This window comes from Caecibacter sp. AF58-12pH5A (assembly GCF_027681725.1).
GTDB lineage: Bacteria > Bacillota > Negativicutes > Veillonellales > Megasphaeraceae > Megasphaera > Megasphaera hominis.
This window is the reverse complement of the sequence record NZ_JAQDBC010000009.1, coordinates 52442-74530: the sequence shown is the minus strand read 5'-3', so window position 1 is coordinate 74530 and position 22089 is coordinate 52442. Positions and strand designations below refer to the sequence as shown.

The following is a 22089-nucleotide window of genomic DNA, read 5'->3' as shown; positions in this document are numbered from 1 at the left end:
AAGTGCGTAAGTTAGTAAATTGGTTACCGGTAACTTACACACTTCATTTTACACTCCCAGATAGAAAATATTTTAAAGCGTTTTGTTATCTTTTGATCTTTTCACTGGTATATGTGCTCCCTATTATTTGGGCTAATTTTTATTATATTGATGATTTAGGGCGCTTGTTAACTGGGAGAACCGGTTGGGATGGTGATGGACGACCGATGGTTTCCTTACTGAGCATTATTCTGAGTGATGGAAAGCCTCTGATGGACATGTCGCCATGGATACAAATCTTGGCAACGATTGTACTCGACTATGCGTTACTCTTCTTCGCGAAGAAAATCATTCCAGCTGCTTCAGCTCTGAAACTATTTGGTGTTGCCGCGTGCGGGTATTTGAATCTTTTTATGCTGGAAAATTTATCGTACAAATATGATTCGCTAGGAATGATGCTTGCGCTAAGTCTTTTTCTTATACTCTTTGCTTTGCCTGAATCACTTGGCAATAAAAAAATATTTCTGGCATCTTGTATTGCTGTGTTGCTATCTCTTTGCCTCTACCAGGCCGCCTTGGGTTCGTATATTTCCCTGGCTATTGTAGAGTGCGTCTGGCTTCTATATATAAAAGTGAAAGGAAACGTTATTATACAACGGATATTGTTGCGTGCCTTTTCAATGCTCCTGGGTGGCTTACTATATCGGTTTAGTATTGTACCCTATTATATGTCCGATAACGGGTATGCCAGCGCTCATGTCAGCCTATTGAATCCTTTATCAGGGCAAGGGCTTCAGACCTGGTATGCTCACATTAGTGCTTTTTTCTCCCTGTATGTTGACTACGGTGTAACTATCGGAGTCATGGGAATTTTACTGCTGTTGGTATTATATGGTGCCTTAGGGCATATATCCTGGGTGGTTTGGACAGGACGAGGGACATCAATACCTATAAAACTAGTTTCTGTTATATTCATTTTGACGGTACCGTTTCTGTTACTGGGAGCAACTATTTTTACACTTACTCTTTTAAAAGAACCGGTGATCGCTCCCCGCGTAATGATTTCATTTACTGTTTTTTCTCTTTTTATGGGGCTAATGCTATATCATGTGAGCGAAATAAAAAAAGGGTTCTATTTTTTACTCGTAGCATCACTAGCTTGTACCTTATCCTTTTCCTCATACTATGGTAATCTCCTGAAACAACAGGATAAAATAAATACTCAGGTTGCTACATATTTGGTGTATGATATCAATCAAATAGAAACGCAGGAAGGGAAGAAATTTAATGAGGTAGCTTTTATTGGTACGTCACCTGAGAGCCAGGCCTTAATACTGGCAAAGAAAAAACGCCCTTTATTTAGTCGTCTGATTCCCATCTATATGAATAATAATTGGTATTGGGGAGGGCAGTACTTATCCTGCTTTAGAACCTCAACGGTTAAATTAAAAAGTGGGGGAGCGGATGCAGCAACTATTCAGGCGCTTACATCAGTTCGTAGCAATGAGTTTTATAAATTATATGAAAAAGATAATAGCTTGATCATACAATATCTAAGCGAATAAGACGATCTGGTTATCTATTTTTCCACTTGTGATAGAGGAGTTAACTAACTTTTTAACACATCACTTCACGGATATGATATAATAAACCAGTACAAAGTCGCGCGGTAGCACGCGCGTGGGTTGAAATTATCACGATGTCGGTAATGCACGGCCGCCCCTTGTGTGGGGCGTGGATATGAGAAAACAGGCGTCCCTGTACGGTCTTTGACTGTATGGGGACGCTTGTTTTTGTGCTATAATGAAAACAATAACGATGTGTCAATACTAAGGAGGCCTGGCTATGGAGTTACGTGTTTTGCATTATTTTCTCGCTGTCGTGCGGGAAGAAAATATTTCGAAGGCAGCAGAACTGTTACATGTGACACAACCGACCTTGAGCCGGCAGATTGCCCAGCTGGAAGAGGAGCTGGGCGCGACGCTGTTTGTACGCGGGCGGCGTTTGCAGCTGACGGATGCAGGGCTCATGCTCAAACGGCGGGCCGAAGAGGTGGAAGTACTCATCCAAAAAATTGACGAAGAATTTGCCCAGAAAACCGAGCTCAGTGGCGTTATTTCCATTGGCAGTGGCGGCCTTTATTCGACGCGGATTTTTCCGGAGATCCTGGCCGGCTTTCGCCAGCTCCACCCGAAGGTCCGCTTCCAGCTTTATACGAACAGCGCCGAATACGTGACGGAGCAGCTCGAGCATGGCCTCCTCGATTTTGGCATGCTCTTGGAGCCTATGGATGTGACGAAATTCGATTATATCCGCATGCGTGATGCCGAACGCTGGGGCCTTCTTTTGCGCAAGAGTCATCCCTTAGCCGCTAAGCCCTATATCACGCGGGACGACCTGTTGGGCGAGCCGATCATTACGTCAAACCGCCCGGCTGTGCAACGACGCCTCCAAGCCTGGCTCGGCGATACAGTGACACACCTTGATATTTTTGCTACGTACAACATTATCACTCACGTCGTAGGCCTCGTTGATAGTGGTGTGGCCTCAGCGCTCACCATCGAAGGGGCAGTCCACCTCTTCGCTTCAGACCGCCTCGTTTTCCGGCCCCTTTATCCGGAGCTTTCCATGTCGAGCGTCTTCGTCTGGAAGCGTTTTCAGCGTAATGCCAGCGCTGCCAGTGCCTTTCTCGATTATTTTAAGGAATGCCTGAGCCGTATAGAAAAGAATTGAACATAAGCATTAGACATACCTGTAGGAAATAGTAAAATAATAGCAGAAGGAAATCCAGGGAGGTGTCACTATGCGCATACAAATGGAAACAGGCGGTCATACGCTGACCATTACCCTTGCAGATAATCCGGCAGCCCGGGCCTTTTGGCAAAAATTGCCCCTCACCCTGCCCATGATGAATCTCTACGGCTGGGAGCTATGCTGCCGCTGCGGCGCCGGTACCTTGCCGGCAGAGGGCATCCCCCAGTCCCTTTGCCATGCCGGAGACCTATGCTATTGGTCGCCTGCAGGCAGTATTTCTTTTTTCTATAAGGACAGCGATTGCTGTAAGCAGGAACGGATCGGTCACACCGATGAAGGGCTCCATTTCCTTCAAGATACGTGCGACATGGACGTGACCTTCACACCGCTTCAGGAGGCAGAAAAATCATGATTCTCACAGAAACATACACGCTCACCAATGGCGTCAAGATTCCTAAACTCGGCTTAGGCACGTGGCTCCTGGATGACACCCAGGCAGGTGAAGCTACGCGTCAGGCAATTCAGCTCGGCTACCGCCTTATTGACACGGCCCAGGCCTACGGCAACGAAGCCGGTGTCGGCGAAGGCGTACGCACGTGTGGCGTACCGCGGACAGACCTCTTCATTGCCAGCAAGGTCGCAGCCGAACACAAGACCTACGACAGCGCCGCTGCATCCATCGACGGGACCTTGCAAAAAATGGGCCTCGAGTATTTGGACCTCATGATCATCCACAGCCCGCAGCCGTGGAAAGCTGTGAACCAATCGGACGACCGCTACGAAGAAGGGAACCGCGAAGCCTGGCGGGCCTTGGAAGATGCGTATAAGGCAGGCAAGCTCCGCGCTATTGGCGTTTCCAATTTCCTCGAAAGCGATATTGAAAATATCCTTTCTGACTGCCGTATCCAGCCGATGGTCAACCAGATCCTGACCCACATTACCAATACCAACTTTGGCCTTATCGACTATTGCCAGCGTCACGGCATCCGCGTCGAAGCCTATTCACCTATTGCCCACGGCGAAGCGTTGAAGAACGACAATATTGTCGCCATGGCCAAGAAATACCAGGTCAGCCCGGCACAGCTCTGCCTGCGCTACGACCTGCAATTAGGCACCGTCGTCCTGCCTAAGACGGCCAACCCGGCACACATGCAGACGAACGCCGACCTGGACTTCGTCATTGCCGATGCCGATATGGACGAACTGAAGGCCTTGCCACATATTGAAAGCTATGGTGCTGATAGCCATTTCCCTGTCTTTGGCGGGAAGCTATAATAGAGGAGGAATTTCCATGAAAAAAATTGTACAAACTGCAGGCAGAACACAGCTGGGTGAATTTGCACCCCTCTTTGCCCATCTCAACGACGACGTTCTTTTTGGTGAAGTCTGGAATGACGAAACGATCGACGTGAAGACGCGCTGTATCATTACGGTCGTCGCCCTCATGTCTTCGGGGATTACAGACAGCTCCCTCAAGTATCATCTGGAAAACGCCAAAAATCACGGCGTCACAAAGGCCGAAATCGCTTCGGTCATTACGCATACGACCATGTATACCGGCTGGCCAAAGGGCTGGGCCGTATTCAACATGGCCAAGGAAATCTGGGCAGATGACACGCCGGCCCTGACAGACAAGGAAAAATACCAGCAGGAAATTTTCTTCCCCATTGGCGATCCCAACGATGCCTATGCTAAGTATTTTGTCGGCCAGAGCTATTTGGCTGCCGTTTCGACGAAACAGATTCCCATTCACAACGTAACCTTTGAACCGGCCTGCCGTAATAACTGGCACATCCATACGACTGACGAAGGCGGCGGCCAGATGCTGATCTGTGTCGGCGGCCGCGGCTATTACCAGGAATGGGGCAAAGATGCCATCGAAATGACACCGGGCACGATTATCAATATTCCTGCCAACGTCAAACATTGGCACGGCGCCGCTCCGACGAGCTGGTTCTCCCACTTGGCCATCGAAATCGAAGGCAAGAATACGGGTAACGAATGGCTCGAACCGGTAACGGACGAACAGTACGGCAAATTGAAATAAGCAATATCAGGCCTGCGGCTGCGCACGCGCCTTTTGCAACGGATAGAACAGATTTTCTTTCCCAGTACAAAAGGACGCATCAAAACGCGTACGCAGGCCTTTTTTGCATTTCCTGCGGCCCCGGCCCTTGCTTGATTTTGGCTCTCTATACCATGTATAATAAGATATAAAGCATTTAGAATAGATACAACAGTTTTTACGTGAGGGGAGATTTATCCATGATTACTTGTAACGGCAACGGCAGCTTTGACACGCTGGTTATCGGTGTGGACAAACATATGCGTGCCCTGCAGTACATACCGAAAGAAGACCAGCCGGCCTTGCGCACGTTCCTGCAAGAACGGCCGGACGTGCTGCATTATACATCACTTTATACATTCCGCAGTGCCAATGGCACAAAAGTGCACACGTACCTGCTCGTCGGTTTGGACGATAAGCCCGTACAGTATTCTACGTATGAAGATTTTCGTGTAGCCCGGCGCATTATGGCTGCTGCCATCAAAGAAAACGTGCGCGAGCTGGCCTTGCTCCTTGATACGCTGGAAATGGACGCACCCTCGCTCATCGACGGCCTCTTATACCGCAATTACGAATTTATCCGCTATAAGACACAGACCGAACCGCATCTCGTAAAGAATATCAATCTCATTACCCAGTCCCTGCAGACGAAAGAACTGAATTCCATGTGTTATGTTTACTCGTCCGTTTACGAAGGCATTTACCTCGCCCGCGACCTGACGAACATGCCCTCAAATGACCTGTCGCCCAGAAAATTTGCGGAACTGGTACAGGAACTGTGCAAGAGCGATAAGATCCAAGTGGAATCGCTCAACAAGTGGAGCCTTGAAAAGAAGGGGATGGGCGGCATCGTCGCCGTCGGCAAAGGCAGCATGAATCCGCCTCAGCTGGTCACCATTACCTACAAGGGCGACCCGGACAACGCCAATATGCTGGGCCTTGTCGGCAAAGGCATTCTCTACGATAGCGGCGGCCTTTCCTTGAAGAGTCATGCCGGTCTGGAATTCATGAAAGACGATATGGCCGGCGCAGCCACGGCTCTGGGCGTTATCCGCGCCCTGATGCTTCTCAAATATCCGGTCAACGTCGTCGCTGTCCTGCCCTTGGCAGAAAATATTCCGTCAGGCATGTCGTACCGCGTCGATGACGTCATAACCATGTATACGGGCAAGACCGTAGAAATCAAGAATACCGACGCCGAAGGACGCCTCGTACTGGCCGATGCCGTAGCCTACGCCCAGGAACTGGGAGCTACGCGTCTGGTCGATTTTGCCACCCTTACCGGGGCCTGCGTCACTGCCTTTGGCACGGTCCGCAGCGGTATGCTCGGCAACGACCAGGAATGGCTGAACCGCGTCTTTTCCGCAGCCGAACGGGTACACGAAAAGGTATGGCAGTTCCCGGCAGACAAGGAATATGAAGACCAGCTGAAGAGTGAAATTGCCGATATAAAGAACGTCGGCGGCCCTGCAGCCGGTGCCATTACGGCGGGCCTCTTTATCAAGCAGTTCGTCAAAGACGACGTACCTTGGATCCACTTTGATATTGCCGGCACGGCATTTAATGAAAAGAAAGATGAAACAGGCCTCTTCGGCGCAACCGGCGTGGGCATTAAGACCATTATGGAACTGCTCCGGAGCATGGCAACAAAATAACGGGGGAGTGAGGGGAAATGAAAATAGATCTGCACATGCATACCACCTGCTCAGACGGCGTCTATACACCGGAAGAGCTGACCAGTATGGCCGTACAAGCCGGCCTCGATATCATTGCTATTTCGGATCACGACACGACGGCTGCCTACAGCGGTCATGACTTTGCGCCGGGCCTTACGATTATCAAGGCCATAGAAATGAGCAGTGAATGTGAAGACGAGGATGTCCATGTGCTGGGCTATTACATCGACCCGCACAGCCCGGAACTGACGGACTATTGCCGCCAGTTTCGCAAAAAACGCCTCCATCGGGCCTTGGAAATCGTCGATAAATGCATTGAACGGGGCTACAACCTGGACCGCAAATCGGTAGAAGACCTCCTCGACAAAGGCGGCACCGTAGGCCGGCCCCACATTGCCCGCATGCTCGTCGACGGCGGCTATTGCCCTGACGTAAAGACTGCCTTCGACACGCTCTTGTATCGCGGCGGCCCCGTCTACGTACCCTACAAACGCTGGTCCATTGACGAATGCATCGGCCTCATTCACGCCGCCGGTGGCGTTGCCGTCCTGGCCCATCCCGGCCTCCTCAAGCATACGCTCAGCCAGGTTTTGGCCCATCCCTTTGACGGCATCGAAGTATTTCATCCCAACAACCGCGGCCGGTTCGATGAATTCCTCGCCCTGGCCCACAAGCACCACTGGCTCATCAGCGGCGGTTCCGACTTCCACGGCGTATCAGGCCGTTTCCCTGAAACGCTCGGTCTCTTTTCTGTCCAGGAACAACAGGTAGCAGAGTTCCTGGCCTTAGGAAAAAAGAAGGGGATTTTATGAAATGTATCGGTTTTATCGGTCCCAGCGGCACCGGCAAAAGCCACCACGCCTTAGTCGTTGCCCACGATTATAATATCGACTGTATCATCGATGACGGCCTCCTTATTTACCACAATAAGATCGTCGTCGGCCACTCAGCCAAGGAAGAAAACAACCGCATGCAGGCCGTGCGCCGGGCTATCTTTTTCTATCCCGACCACGCCGCCTCCGTACGGCAGGCCTTAGCAAAGATTGCACCGGACCAGCTCCTCATTTTGGGCACGTCCAAGCACATGATTCACCGCATCTGCGAAGCCCTGCACCTGCCGGAAGCAAGCCAGTTCATTCACATCGAAGACGTCTCGTCCGCAGCAGAAATCGCCAAGGCCCGGGAAATCCGCAACAAAGAAGGCAAACACATCATTCCCGTGCCGACGATGGAACTGAAATCCCACTTCCACGGCTACCTCTTAGACCCCATCCGGACCCTCCTGCGCGGCAAAGGCGGCAAAAAAGAAGGCGACGTAGAACAATTCGTCGTCCGCCCCGTCTTCAGCTACTACGGCAAACTCGTCTTCTCCGACGACGTCCTCTTTGCCATCGTACGCCACTGCCTAAGCCAAATCAAAGGCATAGCCCGCGTAAACCGCGTCAAAGTAGCCAAAAACTACGAAACCGATCACAACGGCCTGGCCATCATCCTGACCATCACCGTCTACTACGGCGAAAGCCTGAAACAACTCATGCGCACCATCAAAGACCAAGTCCAGCACGACATAGAATACATGACCGGCATGTCTGTCGACGTGATGAAAATAACCGTACGCGGCATTGCAACGAAGTAAACAGACATATGCTTGTCCCTGTGAAGAACGAAAGAATAGGGGACAAGCATATTTTTTGGCTCTTTGTCAAAAGTTGGGGGCATTGATAGCGTCTTTTGTGGCTATGAGCAACAACCGCTGCAGCATTCCAATCCCCTGCCAGCACGTTTTGATCATAATATCCCTTGCTGTATACTTTTTTATGGTGGCAGAACAGGCAGGCAACAGAAGCAGGTTTAAATTTAGCGTATACATGCAACACGCCGTCTACTTTTTCCACAGATTTGATAGAATTCTCTTCTCAATTTAAGTCTTTTTCGATAAAATAATACGTGAACATATCTGTTTCTCCTTTCGGTTCTTCATGGTGGTTGAATTGAAGTAAAATGGATATGTCCATTTTATATCAAAAAATGGGGACTCGTGGAAGAGATTGTCCACGAGTCCCCAACTTTTATTATAGAGCCTCCGTTTTGCTATTCTATCGTATTTCGTATCACTTAAGATATTTATTGAAGAAATTGGTAATGACGTTTAGTACTTCTGCCTGGTTCCAATAGATGCCGCCGTGGGCTGCGCCTTCAACGAGGTACCGGGCCGACGGGATGTCTGCTTTTTGCAGGGCTTGGAAGAGGAGGTCTGTCTGGCTGGGTGAGACGATGTAGTCGCCTGTGCCGTGCATGAGGAGCATTGGCGCACTGTTTTTGCCGATGTACGTGATTGGGTTGGCTGCCTTGGCTGCTGCCGGGTCGGCATTGATGCCGCCGTCACGGCCACCGAAGACGGGGGAGCCGTTGACCCAGAGGGCTTCTGTGGCGCCTGCTGATTCATGGGATTTTTGGACTTCTGGTGAGTAGTCGTCACCGATGCGGGTCAGGTCCGACAGGCCATAGAGGTCAACGGCTGCTTTGACGCTGCTCGGCTGGTCGAGGTTGTCGCCTGTATCGAAGGTCGTCGTGCCGCTTGTCGTACCGGCCATGGCACTGAGGTAGCCGCCGGCACTGCCGCCGACGATACCGATGCGGTCCGGGTCGATATTGAACTTCTTGGCATTAGCCCGCAGGTAGCGGATCGAGGCTTTCACATCTTCAAGCGGCTGCGGGAATGTAGCCGTCGGTGCTACACGGTATTCGATAGAGGCTACGACGTAGCCTGCTTCAGCCAGGTGCATGCGCAGCTGTAAGCCGTTGTCTTTGTTGGCATTGATGAAACCGCCACCTGTGACGTAAACGATGGCCGGCAAGGGTGTCTTAGACTGTGGTTTCAGAATATCCATTTTCATAGCTACGTTTTCAAAGCCCCGGGCCGGGACCTGTTCGTAGACGACATTGGAAATTTCCTTGATTTCTGGCGTGACGACGTTTACTTTCAGCCGCTGGCTCTGTACTTTATCCGGCATATTGGCCGTTGCAGCATCGACATGTATAGGTTCCATGGCAAAGGCACTCCCTCCTGCGAGTAAGCAGCCTGACAAGATGAGGCTGGTAATCCATTTCTTATTCATTATACTCCTCCTTCAGGTTTTATTATACTTTCAACAATAGTACTATCCAGTACTATTTGTCAAGGCGCACGAAAAAGAGGCTGCCAAATAGGGGAAGATAGCAGCCTCTTTTCCGGATGACCTATATAGTAGTAGAGGGGTAGAGTGGTATCACGTTAATTCTTCGTATTCCGGGAAGAGAATGGAATTTTCTTTGAAGATGTGAATGAAGATATCGTCAAAGAGGGCTTCCATTTCCTTGTATGTCTGTGTGTACGTAAGACATGCGTCTTCCGGCAAAGTGAAATTATCGGTCAGAGCCTGAATTTCCTTGATGATGTCGCCTGCAGCGGAGTGTTCGTTTTCCAGTGTTTTTACGTACGCAATGGTTGCCTGGTCCGGTGGCATATTAGCCCGCATGAGGGGGAAGACAAGGCGTTCTTCCTTGGCAAAGTGTTCTTCCAGTTCGGCCTTGAGGTGGGCGTAGAGGCTGTGCAGCTTTGTCAGGAGTTCGCCGTGATGGGGATAATGGACGATGAGGATCTTGTTGAGGAGCTGTTCTACAGATGCCATCTGTTCCCGTTCTGTTACGTGATGAGTCTGTTCGAGACTATCGAGCATGTCCAAAATGGAGAGGCTTTTGAAATCGTCGATAGAGGCAACGGCAGACCCGTCTTGGTTCTGGGCCTTTTCAGCAATAGCGTTGAGCTGTGTCAGAAGCTCATCGAGATTGACGTCCTTACCGACGACGCCCTGGGCCAGGGTATGATCGCCGCCGCAGCAATAATCGAGGTGTAAATCATTCAGCAGACGAATCGTCTGGGGATATTGTTTGACAACGTCAGCAAAGGTATTTTCTTTGGTAATCATGAGGCATGCCTCCTTCTATGCAACCTGCATCTCTGCAGTGGGTATCTCTGTTCATGACTATATTCTACGATAAGAAAGAAAAATAATCTGTTGCAAGAACAACGATGGATAAAGATTAGCAAAAAAAATTGACCGCTCTTTCCAGGTGGGCTAGTATATAGAATATGGTGTATAATAAAGCGTATAACGGGCAATGAAACATGCCCGAGCGAACGAATAGAGGAGTGTTACTACTATGTATGATTATCTCATCGTTGGCAGCGGCCTTTTTGGCGCTGTTTTTGCCCATGAAATGAAACAAGCCGGCAAATCCTGCCTGGTTCTCGAACGGCGGCCCCATGTAGGCGGCAACGTCTATTGTGAGGAAAAGGAAGGCATCCATATTCACACGTACGGTGCCCATATTTTCCATACGTCGGACAAGAACGTCTGGGATTACGTCAACCGGTTTGTAGAATTCAATAATTACGTCAATTCGCCTGTAGCCAACTATAAGGGCGAACTCTACAATCTGCCCTTTAATATGAATACCTTTGCCAAGATGTGGGGCATCGTCACGCCGGCTGAAGCAGCTGCCAAAATTGCTGCCCAGCGTGAAGCCGCCGGCATTACAGAGCCGAAAAACCTGGAAGAACAGGCCATTTCCCTCATCGGGACGGACATTTATACGAAGCTCATCAAGGGCTACACGGAAAAACAGTGGGGCCGCAGCTGTACAGACCTGCCACCCTTCATCATCAAGCGTCTGCCCGTGCGCTATACCTTCGACAACAACTACTTTAACGACCGCTATCAGGGCATTCCTATGGGCGGCTACAACGTTCTCATCGAGGCCCTTTTAGAGGGTATTGAAGTACGGACCGGTGTCGATTTCTTAAAAGACCGGGATGCGTATGCCGCCATGGCTAAAACCATCGTCTATACCGGCCCTATTGATGAATACTTTGGTTATCAGCTGGGCCGCCTGGAATATCGGGGCCTGCGCTTTGAAACAAAGCGCCTGGAAGAAGAAAATCACCAAGGCGTAGCCGTTATGAACTACACGGACCGGGAAACGCCGTATACGCGGATCATCGAACACAAGCACTTCGAATTTGGCACGCAGCCTGTAACCTATGTGACGAAGGAATACCCGGCAGACTGGCAGCCCGGTGAGGAAGCGTACTATCCCGTCAACAACGAACAGAACCAGGCCCTCTACGCCCAGTATCAAAAGCTGGCCGCCGGGGAAACGGGCGTCCTCTTTGGCGGCCGTCTGGCAGAATATAAGTATTATGATATGGACGACGTCATTGCCAGCGCCCTTAGCGCAGTAGGAGGCATACTATGATTATTACAGCAGAAGAAGCAGAAGAACAAGCCATACTGAGTACAGCCAAACAAATGATGGCAGCCATTCATACGGCACCGAAGGGCTGCGGCATGGACAAGGTAAAAACCATGGCCCTTACCGGGAGTGATAAGGACTGTCTGGCTGATGAAATGATGAAAATCAACGCCGAAACAGGCCTGGAATTTTTCAAACGTGATTCGGAAAATGTCCGCAACAGCGCCCTGGTCATCCTCGTAGGTGTACCAGACAGCCCGCTTGGCATGCCTCACTGCGGGATTTGCGGCTTTACCGACTGCGCTGCCAACCGCGTGGCTGGCGGCCGCTGCATCTTTACCATTGCCGACTTGGGCATTGCCTTGGGCTCTGCTGTATCGCTGGCTTCGTCCCAGAACATTGATTCGCGTATTTTCTATTCCATTGGCAAGGCAGCCATGCGCCTGCACAGCCTGGGCGACAAGGTGACGAATATTTTCGGCATTGCCCTTTCTGTATCGTCGAAAAATATCTTTTTCGACCGGGGGCCGCGCAAGATTATGCAATAAATTACAGGTATAGGAAGGGAGACTTTTTCCTTGAAGAAGAAGGTAGTTTGTATGGTAACCTTGGCTCTCATGGCGGCACTCAGCCTGCCCGTTTTGGCCAAGGATAAAGATAAGGGCGTAGAAACGCCGTTTGCCAATTGGGGCATAATTACAGTGCCGACGGATCTGCAAATGAACCAGGGCACACAGGAAATGCTTACGGCCCAGCGCTACGGCAATGACGTAACGCGTATGCTGGAACAGATTTATCCCGTAGAGCCTGTAAGCTGGCAAGTCGTGCAAATCGACCAGGGCATGTTCCAGTACGGCTATGTCCTGCGCTACAGCGTCAACCTGTGGCAGGTTGAATCGGCGCTTCAGGGACGGTCCACGGAAAATGCGTACCTCCGGGATATTGGTGATAAGCCTGACGCGGCAACGCTCATGAGCCACGCCAATAACCGCCTCATAACGATGCTGCCTGCAGGCTGGTCCGTTGTAAAACCCTTTACCGCCAAGACGGTTAAGGGAACGAAGTTTTACGAAGCCACGTTGGCTGATCAGTTCATCGTCAATCAGGCTTATTTTACAGAAACGGTCCGCGTCATCAGCTGGGTTCATGGCAATGCTGTAGAAATAGCCGTTGTCTTTGCCCACAATGGCGATGGTGAAAATCTCTTGGATACCGTCACAGATATGCTTGAACATGCAAAAAAGATGCCGCGCTGACGGCATCTTTTTTATCAGATCAGATCTGTAGTTAGTTTTCTTCTTTCATGATTTTTTCTAAGTGGGCGACGAGCTTCATGTTTTCGGCGTAGTCGATGGGGCAGTCGATGATGACCGGCTTGTCCTGCTTAAAGGCTTTTTCCAGTGTCGGCAGGAGGTCTTCCGTCTTCTTGATGCGGTAGCCAATAGCGCCCATGCTTTCGGCGAGCTTGACGAAGTCCGGATTGGTGAAATCAACGTATTCGTGGTGGCCGTACTGCATATCCTGCTTCCATTTGATGAGGCCGTAGCTGCAGTCGTTGAAGATAAGGGTTACGAAATTCGTGCCCAGACGGTGGGCTGTTTCCATTTCCTGGCAGTTCATGAGGAAGCCTGCGTCGCCGGTGATGGCGAGAACCTTGCGGTCCGGATGGATGAGCTTAGCGGAAATAGCACCGGGGACGGCAATGCCCATAGTGGCAAAGCCGTTGGAAATGATGCATGTGTTCGGCTTGTAGCAGTTGTAATGGCGGGCTACCCAAACCTTGTTGGCACCGACGTCGGAAATGACGATGTCGTCCGGGCCCATGACGCTGCGGCAGTCGATGAGGGCCTTCTGCGGTTTTACCGGGAAGGACATGTCGTTGGCGTAGCTTTCGTGTTCAGCCACCATCTTTTTGCGCATTTCCAAATAGTACTTTGGTTCCTGCAGGCGGGCTGCTTTTTCCATGATCCGTTCGAGGGAGTTCGGAATGGAGCCGACGACTTCGACCTGCGGCTGGTAGTTTTTGTTGATATCGGCAGGCATGGAATCAATATGAATAATATCGGCGTTGTTCAGATGCCATTTGGCCGGTGCGTATTCGATAATATCGTAACCGATGGTAATGACCAGGCTGGCTTTTTCGAGCATTTTCGTCTGGTAGTCATCCATCGGAATACCGACAGTCCACATGGAATACGGATCGTCGTAAGGAATAGCGCCCTTGGCCATCATCGTGTTGACGACTGGGAGCTTGAGCTTTTTGGCAAAGGCTGTGAGCTGCTTCGACGCATGGCTGCGGATGACGCTGCTGCCGGCCAGGATGATCGGATTCTTGGCGTAGGAGATCATGGCTGCGGCTGCTTCAATCTGGTCTTCCAGCGCTGTTTCGCAGCGGATGGTCTTGTGACGCAAGGGCTTTTCATCGTCGCCAACAGGCATATGGCTAATGTTGACGGGCAAATCGATGAAGGTTGCGCCCGGTTTTTCCCGTTCGGCGTATTTGAAGGCCAGACGCGTAATTTCGGCCATCGTGTCCGGACGGACGACGGTATAGGCCCGGCGCGTAATCGGTTCAAACATGGAGCGCAGGTCCAAATACTGATGGGCTGTAATATGCATCTTGTCGGTGCCTACCTGACCGGAAATGGCGACCAGCGGTGCGCCGTCGCAGTCCGCATCGGCAACACCTGTAATGAGGTTTGTAGCCCCAGGCCCGAGGGTAGCCATGCAGACGCCGGCGTGACCTGTCAGACGGCCGTAGACGTCAGCCATGAAGGCAGCACCTTGTTCGTGCCGGACGGTGATGAATTCGATTTTAGAATGCTTCAGGGCTTCCATAATGGCGAGGTTTTCTTCGCCGGGAATACCGAAAATATAATGAACGCCTTCTTCTTCTAAACATTCGACGAGTAATTCTGCTGTGTTGCGTTGTTTCTTTTCTGCCATGAGTAAGAACCCCTTCCAATAAGATTACTATGTAGTATCTTTTGCGTTTCCAATTATAGTATGTGGCAATTGAATTTGCAATTTCACAATGCGGTAATTAATCTTATTTTAATAATTCTCGAGATGAGAACTGGCTTCTCAAAAATACGTATGATTGCCAATTATTACATATTTTATCTCTTTCATTCGACGTAAAAAGCACGTAAAATAATTTCATATAGATGAATTTAATTCTGATTTATGAAATTTGATATGCGGTTTTTTATTTCATAAAGTGAAATATATAACAAAAAGGAGCTATTCCTATGAAGTATATTTTGATCAGTGCCTGTCTGTTAGGGCAGGCGTGCCGCTACGACGGCCAGAGTAAAACCTATGCAGCCATTGAGAATTTGTGGCATATGCCGGATGTCACGCTTATTCCCTTTTGTCCGGAACAAGGTGGCGGTCTGCCTACGCCGCGGCCGGCATCGGAACAGCAGGGCGACCGCGTCGTTACGGAAACGGGAGCAGATGTAACGGAAGCGTATGAACGCGGTGCTGACCAGGCTTTGCGCCTGGCCCGTCTCTACAGCTGTACATGGGCGGTCCTCAAGGAAAAGAGCCCGTCCTGTGGCAGTGGCGAAATCTATGATGGTACCTTTAGCCGCACCCTTACGGCTGGCGATGGTGTTACGGCGGCACGGCTCAAGGCTGCCGGTATCCGCGTCGTAGGGGAGAAACATTTGCAGCCCCTTTTAGCGGCTTTGCGTCACGTAGGCGTATAAATATTTCTTGCTTTATGGGGTTCACTTTGTTACAATAAATGAGTACGCAAGGAGGAAATTAACTGTGAAAACCGTAATGCATGAAGCACTTGAATGGGTGTATGCCATCGTCATTGCCTTGGCTATCGCCACGCTGATCCATATATTTGTCGTTCAGCCGACCCGGGTTTCCGGTGAATCTATGGTACCGACGCTGCATAATGGGGAATACCTCGTCGTTTCCAAGATTGGTCATGTCCTCGGGGAAACGCCGAATTATGGCGATATCGTCATTATTGACAGCCGTGTCAACTATCCTCGTACGTGGCTGGATGACCTGTCGGAACCGATGGACAATTACCTGGCCATCTTTAGCTCCCGCTTCCAGACGAAGAACGTCTGGGTCAAACGCGTCATCGGTCTGCCTGGTGATACGCTGGCCTTCCACGACGGCAAGGTTTGGCGTAATGGCAAAGCCCTGGATGAACCGTACATCAACGGTCCTATGGACTACAGCCGTGCCGGTGAAGTCAAAGTACCGGAAGGCTATGTCTATTGCATGGGCGATAATCGTAACCACAGTAGTGACAGCCGGTTCATCGGTCCTGTCCCTATCGATCACGTCCTGGGCAAGGTTGTTTGGTAAGTTAGGTTGTACGCAGAGTTTGATGTGCCACACGGTGCATCAAACTTTTTTTGTAGGAGGCAAACATGAGCAGAACAAAAGAAGAATTACAAGGAATTACGGAACTGGGCAGCCAGCATACAGTATATGGTCAGGATTACGACCCGGGTCTTTTGGAAACCTTCGTCAATAAGCATCCCGACCGGGACTATTTCGTCAAATTCAACTGCCCGGAATTTACCAGCCTGTGCCCGATGACGGGCCAGCCGGATTATGCCACTATCTACATTTCCTATGTACCGGGTGAACGCATGGTAGAAAGTAAGTCCCTTAAGCTTTATCTCTTTAGCTTCCGCAACCACGGCGATTTCCATGAAGATTGTGTCAACGTCATTATGGATGACCTGGTAAAGCTGATGGATCCGAAGTACATTGAAGTGTGGGGGAAATTCCTGCCCCGCGGCGGCATCAGTATCGATCCGTACTGCAACTACGGCAAACCCGGCACACCATGGCAGGAAGTGGCCTGGCAGCGCCTGTCCCAGCACGATCTCTATCCGGAAAAAATCAACAATCGCGGCTAAGTGTCTCCTGTTTTCTAAAAATATGGTATAATAACTCTTATAGGCTTATCATATAGTACATAGGAAGAGAAAAGGCGGTGTTTCTTTTGAAAACAAAAAAGATACTGGCAGCACTCTTGCTGTCCCTGGCCGTTTCTGTAACGGCCTTTGCCAAGGACGACCTGTGGCAATATAATCAGTTTACGACGATCGATATGAATTCGGCTAAGCTTTCCTATCCGGCAGGTATGCAGACACTTACCTTTGAAACGATAGAAAAAGCCGGTGAAACGACGGATTACTGCACGTACGTCTATAATGTGGATGAACAGACCATTCAGCTCAAGGAAATGGTAACGCGTACAAAAAAGAGCAAGTACAAGAGCAGCTTCTATCCGGAATCGGTCAAGAACGGCAATAACGTCATCAAGGCCCGGGCGCGCATGGCAGACGATGTCCTGCAAAAGGTACTGGCCAAAAAAGAAAAACATTAAGAAGTAACGGCACTTCTTCCAGAATCTGGGAGGAGTGCCCTTTTTGGAGGGGAAACTATGGAATTACGGACGCTAAAGTATTTTCTCACCGTCGCCAGGGAAGAAAACATTACGCACGCTGCCGATGTCCTGCACATTACACAGCCGACGCTATCCAGGCAAATGGCAGCCCTTGAGGAAGAACTGGGCGTGACCCTCTTCGAACGCGGCAGCCATCACATTACACTGACTGACTCAGGCATGCTTTTACGCCGCCGCGCCCAGGAAATCATAGAGCTTACGTGTAAGACCGTAGAAGAAATGGCTCATGCTGATACGGATGTGGCAGGAAATATTTCTATCGGCGCAGGCGAAACGGCCAATATGGAATATCTGGCCCAAGGCATAGCAGCCTTCCAAAAACGCTATCCGGACGTCACCTTTTCTGTTTACACGGCCATTGCCGATGACGTAAAGGAAAAACTGGAACAGGGTTTTCTCGATTTCGGTCTCGTCGCTGACCCGGTCGATATTAGCACATACCATTTTGTGCAGCTGCCTAAACGGGACGGCTGGTGCCTGTTCATGCGCAGAGATGATCCCTTAGCCAAACTGCCCTGCATCCATCCGAAAGACCTGTCTGGCCAGGATATTATTATTCCCATGCGGCCTTCTGTACGTAATGACGTAGAAAACTGGCTCGGTCCGTATGCAGGAACGATTCGCATCCGAGGCCATGTGAACCTCTCCGTCCACAATATGGGCTATCTCGTCCGGGCAGGCGTCGGCAAGGTGCTTACGTTCATGCTGGAAACGGTGCCGGACGAATTTCATCTCTGTCCCCTTGAACCGGATATGAAAGACAGTGGCTTTTTTGTTTGGTGCAAGAACCAGTTTGTAGCTAAGCCCGTACACCTCTTCCAGGATTTTTTCAAAGACTATATAGCCGGTCTTTCTGCAGATACGCATGGTGAGATAGAGAAAAAGGACTAACCGCAAGCGGCTGAATTATGGTATAATAGGGGACATCTAGGTTTACTATATTTGAAAAGGCGGTGTACTTTTTGAAGGCAAAAAAAATTCTGGCCGTATTGGCCTTAACCCTGGCTGTTTCTGTGACGGCCTTTGCAAAAGAAGAAGTCTGGCAGTACAACCAGTTCACGACCATTGACATGAGCACGGCAAAGCTGTCCTATCCGGCAGGCATGGAAACCCTGACCTTTGAAACGGTAGAACAGGCCGGTGACACGACGGACTATTGCACGTACGTCTACAACGTGGATGAACAGACCATTCAGCTCAAGGAAATGATTACTAAGACCAAGAAGAGTAAATACAAGAGCAACTTCTATCCCGAATCGGTCAAAAATGGCAACAACGTCATCAAGGCCCGGGCCCGTATGGCTGACGCAGTACTCCAGAAAGTAATGGCCGAAAAAAACAAGAAATAAGAAGGCATGATGAAAAACACTTCTCCTGAGGACATTGGGAGAAGTGTTTTGCTTTCTCTGGGGAGAACGTACTCGTTGCGTAAACAACGAGGGATGGAGGCGGAACGAAACGTCTCGTAAACGTGATGCCTGCAAAAGTACTGCAAACCGGGGATAGGGGTGAACCTATGCCTATCATGCTTACTTCCACACCTGCATAATAAAGAAATACGCCCGAGGCATACATAAAGATAAAATATAAGCATTAGATTTAAGGATATATTTCTCCTATACTATAACTATGGAAAATAATAGGCTGAGAAAAAACTAAATTTTCTGTCTATTTCCATGCGGGTATTAGTTTTACAAAGTAAGAGGGGGAATACAGTATGGGACGTTTTGGTATGGAAGAATGGGGCTTGGTCCTTTTGATCGCCCTCGTCGTTTTTGGACCCGGCAAGATCGCCGGTCTGGGCAAGGCCCTGGGGAAGAGTGTCCACGATTTTCGCAGCGCTCTCAATGGGGTAGAAGCACCGCAGGAACCGGAAGCTCAGGAACAGAAGGGGGCCGTGAGCCACCATGGCTAAGATTTCAAAGGATATTGTCCGCTATCGCTCGTTGCGGCTTGCAGGCTACGTCATTGGCTTTATGCTTTTTTTATGCACCTTTTGACGGTTTTGCCCGTTTTATCGACCTTTTCATTACGCCGACGCAGCTTTACAGCATTCATGAACCGTGCTTCCGCATTCCGCTCCATGATTTGCTCCTGGGCAATATGGGCGAAGCCGGTCCGGTGTCACTCATCGCCTTCGGCCTTTTACTCGTCGTGTCGTTTTTCTTTGGGCCGCTCTTTTGCGGCAAACTCTGTCCGGCCGGAGCACTGCCGGAATATTTGTCCCGTCTCGTGCCGGACCGCTTCAAGATTGACTGGCCTAAACACATTCCAGCCACACCTATCCGGTACGGTTTCTTTGCAGGCTTTCTCCTGGCCGGTGTCGTCGGTATTAGCGAACATTGCTCATATTGCAATTTCTACGTCTTCGATCTCTTCGTCCAGACAGTAACGACAGGTCATTTGCCGGTTTATTCTATTTCCCTTATTCTGACCTTTTTGGTTTGGTTCTTCATCATGGGCATCTTTACGCAAGGCGGCCGGGGCTTCTGTAATTTCCTCTGTCCCGTTGGTGCCTGCAGCAATCTGGTCCATGTTTTAGGCGTGCATATACCGTGGACGTGGCGTTTGCGCGTGGGCCAGCCGTCGTGCGTTCACTGCGGCCGCTGTACCAAGGTCTGTCCCATGAGCTGCCTGACTCTGACAGATTATGCCCTGAAGCTCGACCGGCATCGCTGCATCCTCTGCCAGGAATGCCAGCATACATGTCCGGCCAATGCCATTTCCTACGGGAGAGGTGAAGTAAAATGAAAAAGTTTACCATGCTCGCCAGTTCTGGCGCGGCAGGAACGGCTTTTTTGAGCAGTGCTGCAGAGACAGCATCCGGCGCGGCACCACTGTGTAACGGTATTTGTGGTACCTGCGGCGGTGGCTGTGTCATTGCCATAGCGGCTGTGGCCTGGATGGGAGCCACGGCATTTTACAAGAAGAAGCACAAAGAGGGGGATGCAGACCATGAATAGAAGAAACTTTCTGAAAATTGCCGGTTTAGGTGCGGCCGGACTGGCCCTTTCCGGGTGTGGTCTCAAGTCGCGGCGTGAAGCCTTTAACGAACAAAGAATAACCAGTATTGCCGACACGGGGGACGTACAATACAGGATTATTCCTCACAGCAACACGAAGGTCAGCACCATTGGCATCGGTGCCAGTGCCATTCACGAAGCGGATGGCGACGAAATCCAGCGCATATTTGATTATGCTGCAGATAAGGGCATTAATCTCGTCGATACGGTCATGTCGAACTTTGCCTCGGCAGAGCTCATGGGCAAGGCCATGAAGGGGCGGCGTCAGTCTTTTATCACGCAGATGCATATCGGTGCGACCTATCCCGGTGGTACCTATACGCGGACCCGTGATTTTGCCAAGGTCAAGGAAGGCTTTGAAACACAGCTGAAGACCTTCCAGACCGATTACAGCGACATCGGTTTCATTCACTATGTCGACGAAGGCAAGGATTACGATGACATGCTCAATAATGGCCTTCTCGATTACGCCCAGAAGCTGAAACAGGAAGGCATTATCCGCAATATCGGTTTTTCCTCTCATTCTGTAGAAATGGCTAACCGCTTTCTCGATACGGGCCTCATGGACGTCTACATGTTCAGCATCAACCCGTCGTACGATTTCGTTTCCTCCGGCGGCGGCATGACCCTCGACGCAGACCGCAAGAAGCTCTACGAACGGACCCAGCAAATGGGTGTCGGCATTACGGTCATGAAGGCCTACGGCGGCGGCCGTCTCCTTTCTGCCGGTTCGTCGCCCTTTGGCAAAGCGATGACGCCTGTCCAGTGTATCCAGTACTGTCTCGACAGGCCGGCGGTTATTTCCGTCATCCCCGGCGTGCGCAACCTCATGGACCTCAAAAGCGTGGCCCTCTATTATGCAGCTACGCCGGAAGAACGGAGCTATTCGGATATCCTTAAATCACAGGTCAAGGACATGGACGGCGTTTGCATTTATTGCGGCCACTGCCAGCCCTGTGTGCGGGCCATCGATATTGCGGCAACGAATAAGTTTTACGATCTGGCCCAGGCTGGTGATGCCCTGGCGAAGGATCATTATATGCGCCAGTCCCGTAAGGCCGGTGACTGTATCCAATGCGGCCAGTGCGAACCGCGCTGTCCCTTCCACGTACAAATCCGGGCGCGCATGCGGCAGACGAAAGAATATTTTGGCGCGTAAAGGTGACGGAGAAAGAGGCGATTTAGATGGACAGACGCGAGTTTTTAAAGCTATCCGGACTCGGTATGATGACTTTGTTTTTAAGCGGTTGCGGTACGATCCTTTCTCAGGGTGGTACGTCGGCGGCAGCTGCGATTGGAGGAGGAAAGAAAATGAAAATTGTCGTAGTAACGGGGAGCCCTCACGATCATGGCACGTCGTTTTTGCTGGCCGATAAGTTTATTGAAGGGGCTAAATCAGCAGGCCACGATGTATTCCGCTTTAATGCGGCTTTTGAAGATATTCATCCCTGTATTGGCTGCGATCATTGCGGCATGGATGGCGACTGCATCTATAATGATGCGATCCAGCAAAAGCTCATGCCCCATCTGCTCGATATGGACATGATTGCCCTTATTACGCCATTATATTATTATGGTATGTCGGCACAGCTAAAGACCATTGTCGATCGTTTTTATTCCCGCACGGGACATCTCACGGGCAAGAAATCAGTCCTCATGGCTACGGCCTACAATAGTGCCGACTGGACCATGAACGCTCTGGTTGATCACTACGATACACTCGTCCGCTATATGGGCTGGACCGATATGGGCAAGGTCCTGGCCATTGGCTGCGGTGCCCGTTCACTGATTGAAAAATCTGAATTTCCCGACCAGGCCTATAAGCTGGGCGCTAGTCTTTAA

Annotated in this window: 25 protein-coding genes; 22 read left to right on the top strand and 3 right to left on the bottom strand. The window is 50.3% G+C overall.

What is annotated here, in order from left to right:
* The 8 genes from PGX44_RS06280 to PGX44_RS06245 form a co-directional block, all read left to right on the top strand.
* Nucleotides 1-1544, top strand: a 1544-nt coding sequence (locus PGX44_RS06280; RefSeq protein WP_498854674.1) for a glucosyltransferase domain-containing protein, incomplete at its 5' end; no start/stop codon positions are given.
* A 280-nt stretch (nucleotides 1545-1824) separates the two neighbouring features.
* A complete protein-coding gene (locus PGX44_RS06275; protein WP_498854673.1) occupies nucleotides 1825-2712 on the top strand; it encodes a LysR family transcriptional regulator in 888 nt (295 codons plus the stop codon).
* A 70-nt stretch (nucleotides 2713-2782) separates the two neighbouring features.
* On the top strand, nucleotides 2783-3145 hold the full coding sequence (locus tag PGX44_RS06270) for a cyclophilin-like fold protein (RefSeq protein ID WP_498854672.1): 363 nt from the start codon (nucleotides 2783-2785) through the stop codon (nucleotides 3143-3145).
* Nucleotides 3142-4008 carry an aldo/keto reductase gene (locus PGX44_RS06265; protein WP_498854671.1) on the top strand — a complete coding sequence of 289 codons (867 nt, stop codon included), beginning with the start codon at nucleotides 3142-3144 and terminating at the stop codon, nucleotides 4006-4008. Before PGX44_RS06270 ends, PGX44_RS06265 begins: the two co-directional genes overlap by 4 nt.
* Before the next feature lie 16 nt (nucleotides 4009-4024).
* Nucleotides 4025-4780 carry a carboxymuconolactone decarboxylase family protein gene (locus PGX44_RS06260; RefSeq protein WP_498854670.1) on the top strand — a complete coding sequence of 252 codons (756 nt, stop codon included), beginning with the start codon at nucleotides 4025-4027 and terminating at the stop codon, nucleotides 4778-4780.
* A gap of 218 nt (nucleotides 4781-4998) precedes the next feature.
* Nucleotides 4999-6453 carry a leucyl aminopeptidase gene (locus PGX44_RS06255; RefSeq protein ID WP_498854669.1) on the top strand — a complete coding sequence of 485 codons (1455 nt, stop codon included), beginning with the start codon at nucleotides 4999-5001 and terminating at the stop codon, nucleotides 6451-6453.
* 17 nt (nucleotides 6454-6470) lie between these two features.
* A complete protein-coding gene (locus PGX44_RS06250) occupies nucleotides 6471-7286 on the top strand; it encodes a PHP domain-containing protein (RefSeq protein WP_498854668.1) in 816 nt (271 codons plus the stop codon).
* Entirely contained in the window at nucleotides 7283-8110 is an 828-nt protein-coding gene (locus PGX44_RS06245; protein WP_498854667.1) for an Asp23/Gls24 family envelope stress response protein, read from the top strand. The genes PGX44_RS06250 and PGX44_RS06245 overlap by 4 nt, the downstream gene beginning before the upstream one ends.
* A 475-nt stretch (nucleotides 8111-8585) precedes the next feature.
* On the opposite strand, the gene PGX44_RS06240 is transcribed toward PGX44_RS06245, so the two are convergent.
* Together PGX44_RS06240 and PGX44_RS06235 are read right to left on the bottom strand one after the other, a co-directional pair.
* Entirely contained in the window at nucleotides 8586-9593 is a 1008-nt protein-coding gene (locus PGX44_RS06240; RefSeq protein WP_498854666.1) for an alpha/beta hydrolase fold domain-containing protein, read from the bottom strand.
* Nucleotides 9594-9743: 150 nt separating this feature from the next.
* A complete protein-coding gene (locus PGX44_RS06235) occupies nucleotides 9744-10442 on the bottom strand; it encodes a DUF542 domain-containing protein (protein WP_498854665.1) in 699 nt (232 codons plus the stop codon).
* A gap of 235 nt (nucleotides 10443-10677) precedes the next feature.
* Here PGX44_RS06235 and glf point away from each other — a divergent pair, with 235 nt between their 5' ends.
* Genes glf through PGX44_RS06220 form a run of 3 tightly spaced genes read left to right on the top strand, consistent with a single transcriptional unit; the run spans nucleotide 10678 to nucleotide 13025 of the window.
* Nucleotides 10678-11772 carry a UDP-galactopyranose mutase gene (gene glf / locus PGX44_RS06230; RefSeq protein ID WP_498854664.1) on the top strand — a complete coding sequence of 365 codons (1095 nt, stop codon included), beginning with the start codon at nucleotides 10678-10680 and terminating at the stop codon, nucleotides 11770-11772.
* Nucleotides 11769-12317, top strand: coding sequence for a ferredoxin domain-containing protein (locus PGX44_RS06225; protein ID WP_498854663.1), 549 nt, complete (start codon nucleotides 11769-11771; stop codon nucleotides 12315-12317). The genes glf and PGX44_RS06225 overlap by 4 nt, the downstream gene beginning before the upstream one ends.
* Before the next feature lie 30 nt (nucleotides 12318-12347).
* Nucleotides 12348-13025 carry a hypothetical protein gene (locus PGX44_RS06220; protein WP_498854662.1) on the top strand — a complete coding sequence of 226 codons (678 nt, stop codon included), beginning with the start codon at nucleotides 12348-12350 and terminating at the stop codon, nucleotides 13023-13025.
* Nucleotides 13026-13056: 31 nt separating this feature from the next.
* Here the strand turns inward: PGX44_RS06220 and PGX44_RS06215 are convergent, their stop codons facing one another.
* A complete protein-coding gene (locus PGX44_RS06215; RefSeq protein ID WP_498854661.1) occupies nucleotides 13057-14715 on the bottom strand; it encodes an acetolactate synthase large subunit in 1659 nt (552 codons plus the stop codon).
* A gap of 305 nt (nucleotides 14716-15020) precedes the next feature.
* On the opposite strand from PGX44_RS06215, the gene PGX44_RS06210 reads away from it, so the two are divergent.
* The 11 genes from PGX44_RS06210 to PGX44_RS06160 all read left to right on the top strand — a co-directional run bounded on the left by PGX44_RS06210 (nucleotide 15021) and on the right by PGX44_RS06160 (nucleotide 22089).
* Nucleotides 15021-15482 (top strand): 2-thiouracil desulfurase family protein, encoded by a 462-nt coding sequence (locus tag PGX44_RS06210; protein ID WP_498854660.1) that lies wholly within the window; start codon nucleotides 15021-15023, stop codon nucleotides 15480-15482.
* Between the two features lie 76 nt (nucleotides 15483-15558).
* Nucleotides 15559-16107 carry a signal peptidase I gene (gene lepB / locus PGX44_RS06205; RefSeq protein ID WP_480207314.1) on the top strand — a complete coding sequence of 183 codons (549 nt, stop codon included), beginning with the start codon at nucleotides 15559-15561 and terminating at the stop codon, nucleotides 16105-16107.
* Nucleotides 16108-16172: 65 nt separating this feature from the next.
* Nucleotides 16173-16670, top strand: coding sequence for a preQ(1) synthase (gene queF / locus PGX44_RS06200; RefSeq protein ID WP_498854659.1), 498 nt, complete (start codon nucleotides 16173-16175; stop codon nucleotides 16668-16670).
* Between the two features lie 77 nt (nucleotides 16671-16747).
* Nucleotides 16748-17143, top strand: a complete 396-nt coding sequence (locus PGX44_RS06195; protein ID WP_498854658.1) for a hypothetical protein — start codon at nucleotides 16748-16750, stop codon at nucleotides 17141-17143.
* A gap of 57 nt (nucleotides 17144-17200) precedes the next feature.
* Nucleotides 17201-18115 (top strand): LysR family transcriptional regulator, encoded by a 915-nt coding sequence (locus tag PGX44_RS06190; RefSeq protein ID WP_498854657.1) that lies wholly within the window; start codon nucleotides 17201-17203, stop codon nucleotides 18113-18115.
* 62 nt (nucleotides 18116-18177) lie between these two features.
* Nucleotides 18178-18573, top strand: coding sequence for a hypothetical protein (locus PGX44_RS06185; protein ID WP_288200884.1), 396 nt, complete (start codon nucleotides 18178-18180; stop codon nucleotides 18571-18573).
* A 368-nt stretch (nucleotides 18574-18941) separates the two neighbouring features.
* Complete coding sequence (locus PGX44_RS06180; protein ID WP_186501740.1) at nucleotides 18942-19139, top strand: Sec-independent protein translocase subunit TatA/TatB; 198 nt, start codon at nucleotides 18942-18944, stop codon at nucleotides 19137-19139.
* Between the two features lie 14 nt (nucleotides 19140-19153).
* Complete coding sequence (locus tag PGX44_RS06175) at nucleotides 19154-19975, top strand: 4Fe-4S binding protein (protein ID WP_498854656.1); 822 nt, start codon at nucleotides 19154-19156, stop codon at nucleotides 19973-19975.
* Entirely contained in the window at nucleotides 19972-20187 is a 216-nt protein-coding gene (locus PGX44_RS06170) for a hypothetical protein (protein WP_186501738.1), read from the top strand. The genes PGX44_RS06175 and PGX44_RS06170 overlap by 4 nt, the downstream gene beginning before the upstream one ends.
* Nucleotides 20180-21406: an aldo/keto reductase gene (locus PGX44_RS06165; RefSeq protein WP_498854655.1), complete on the top strand. Its 1227-nt coding sequence runs from the start codon at nucleotides 20180-20182 to the stop codon at nucleotides 21404-21406. Before PGX44_RS06170 ends, PGX44_RS06165 begins: the two co-directional genes overlap by 8 nt.
* A gap of 152 nt (nucleotides 21407-21558) precedes the next feature.
* The gene (locus PGX44_RS06160; protein WP_289001151.1) at nucleotides 21559-22089 is read left to right on the top strand and encodes a flavodoxin family protein; all 531 of its coding nucleotides are present in this window, start codon (nucleotides 21559-21561) and stop codon (nucleotides 22087-22089) included.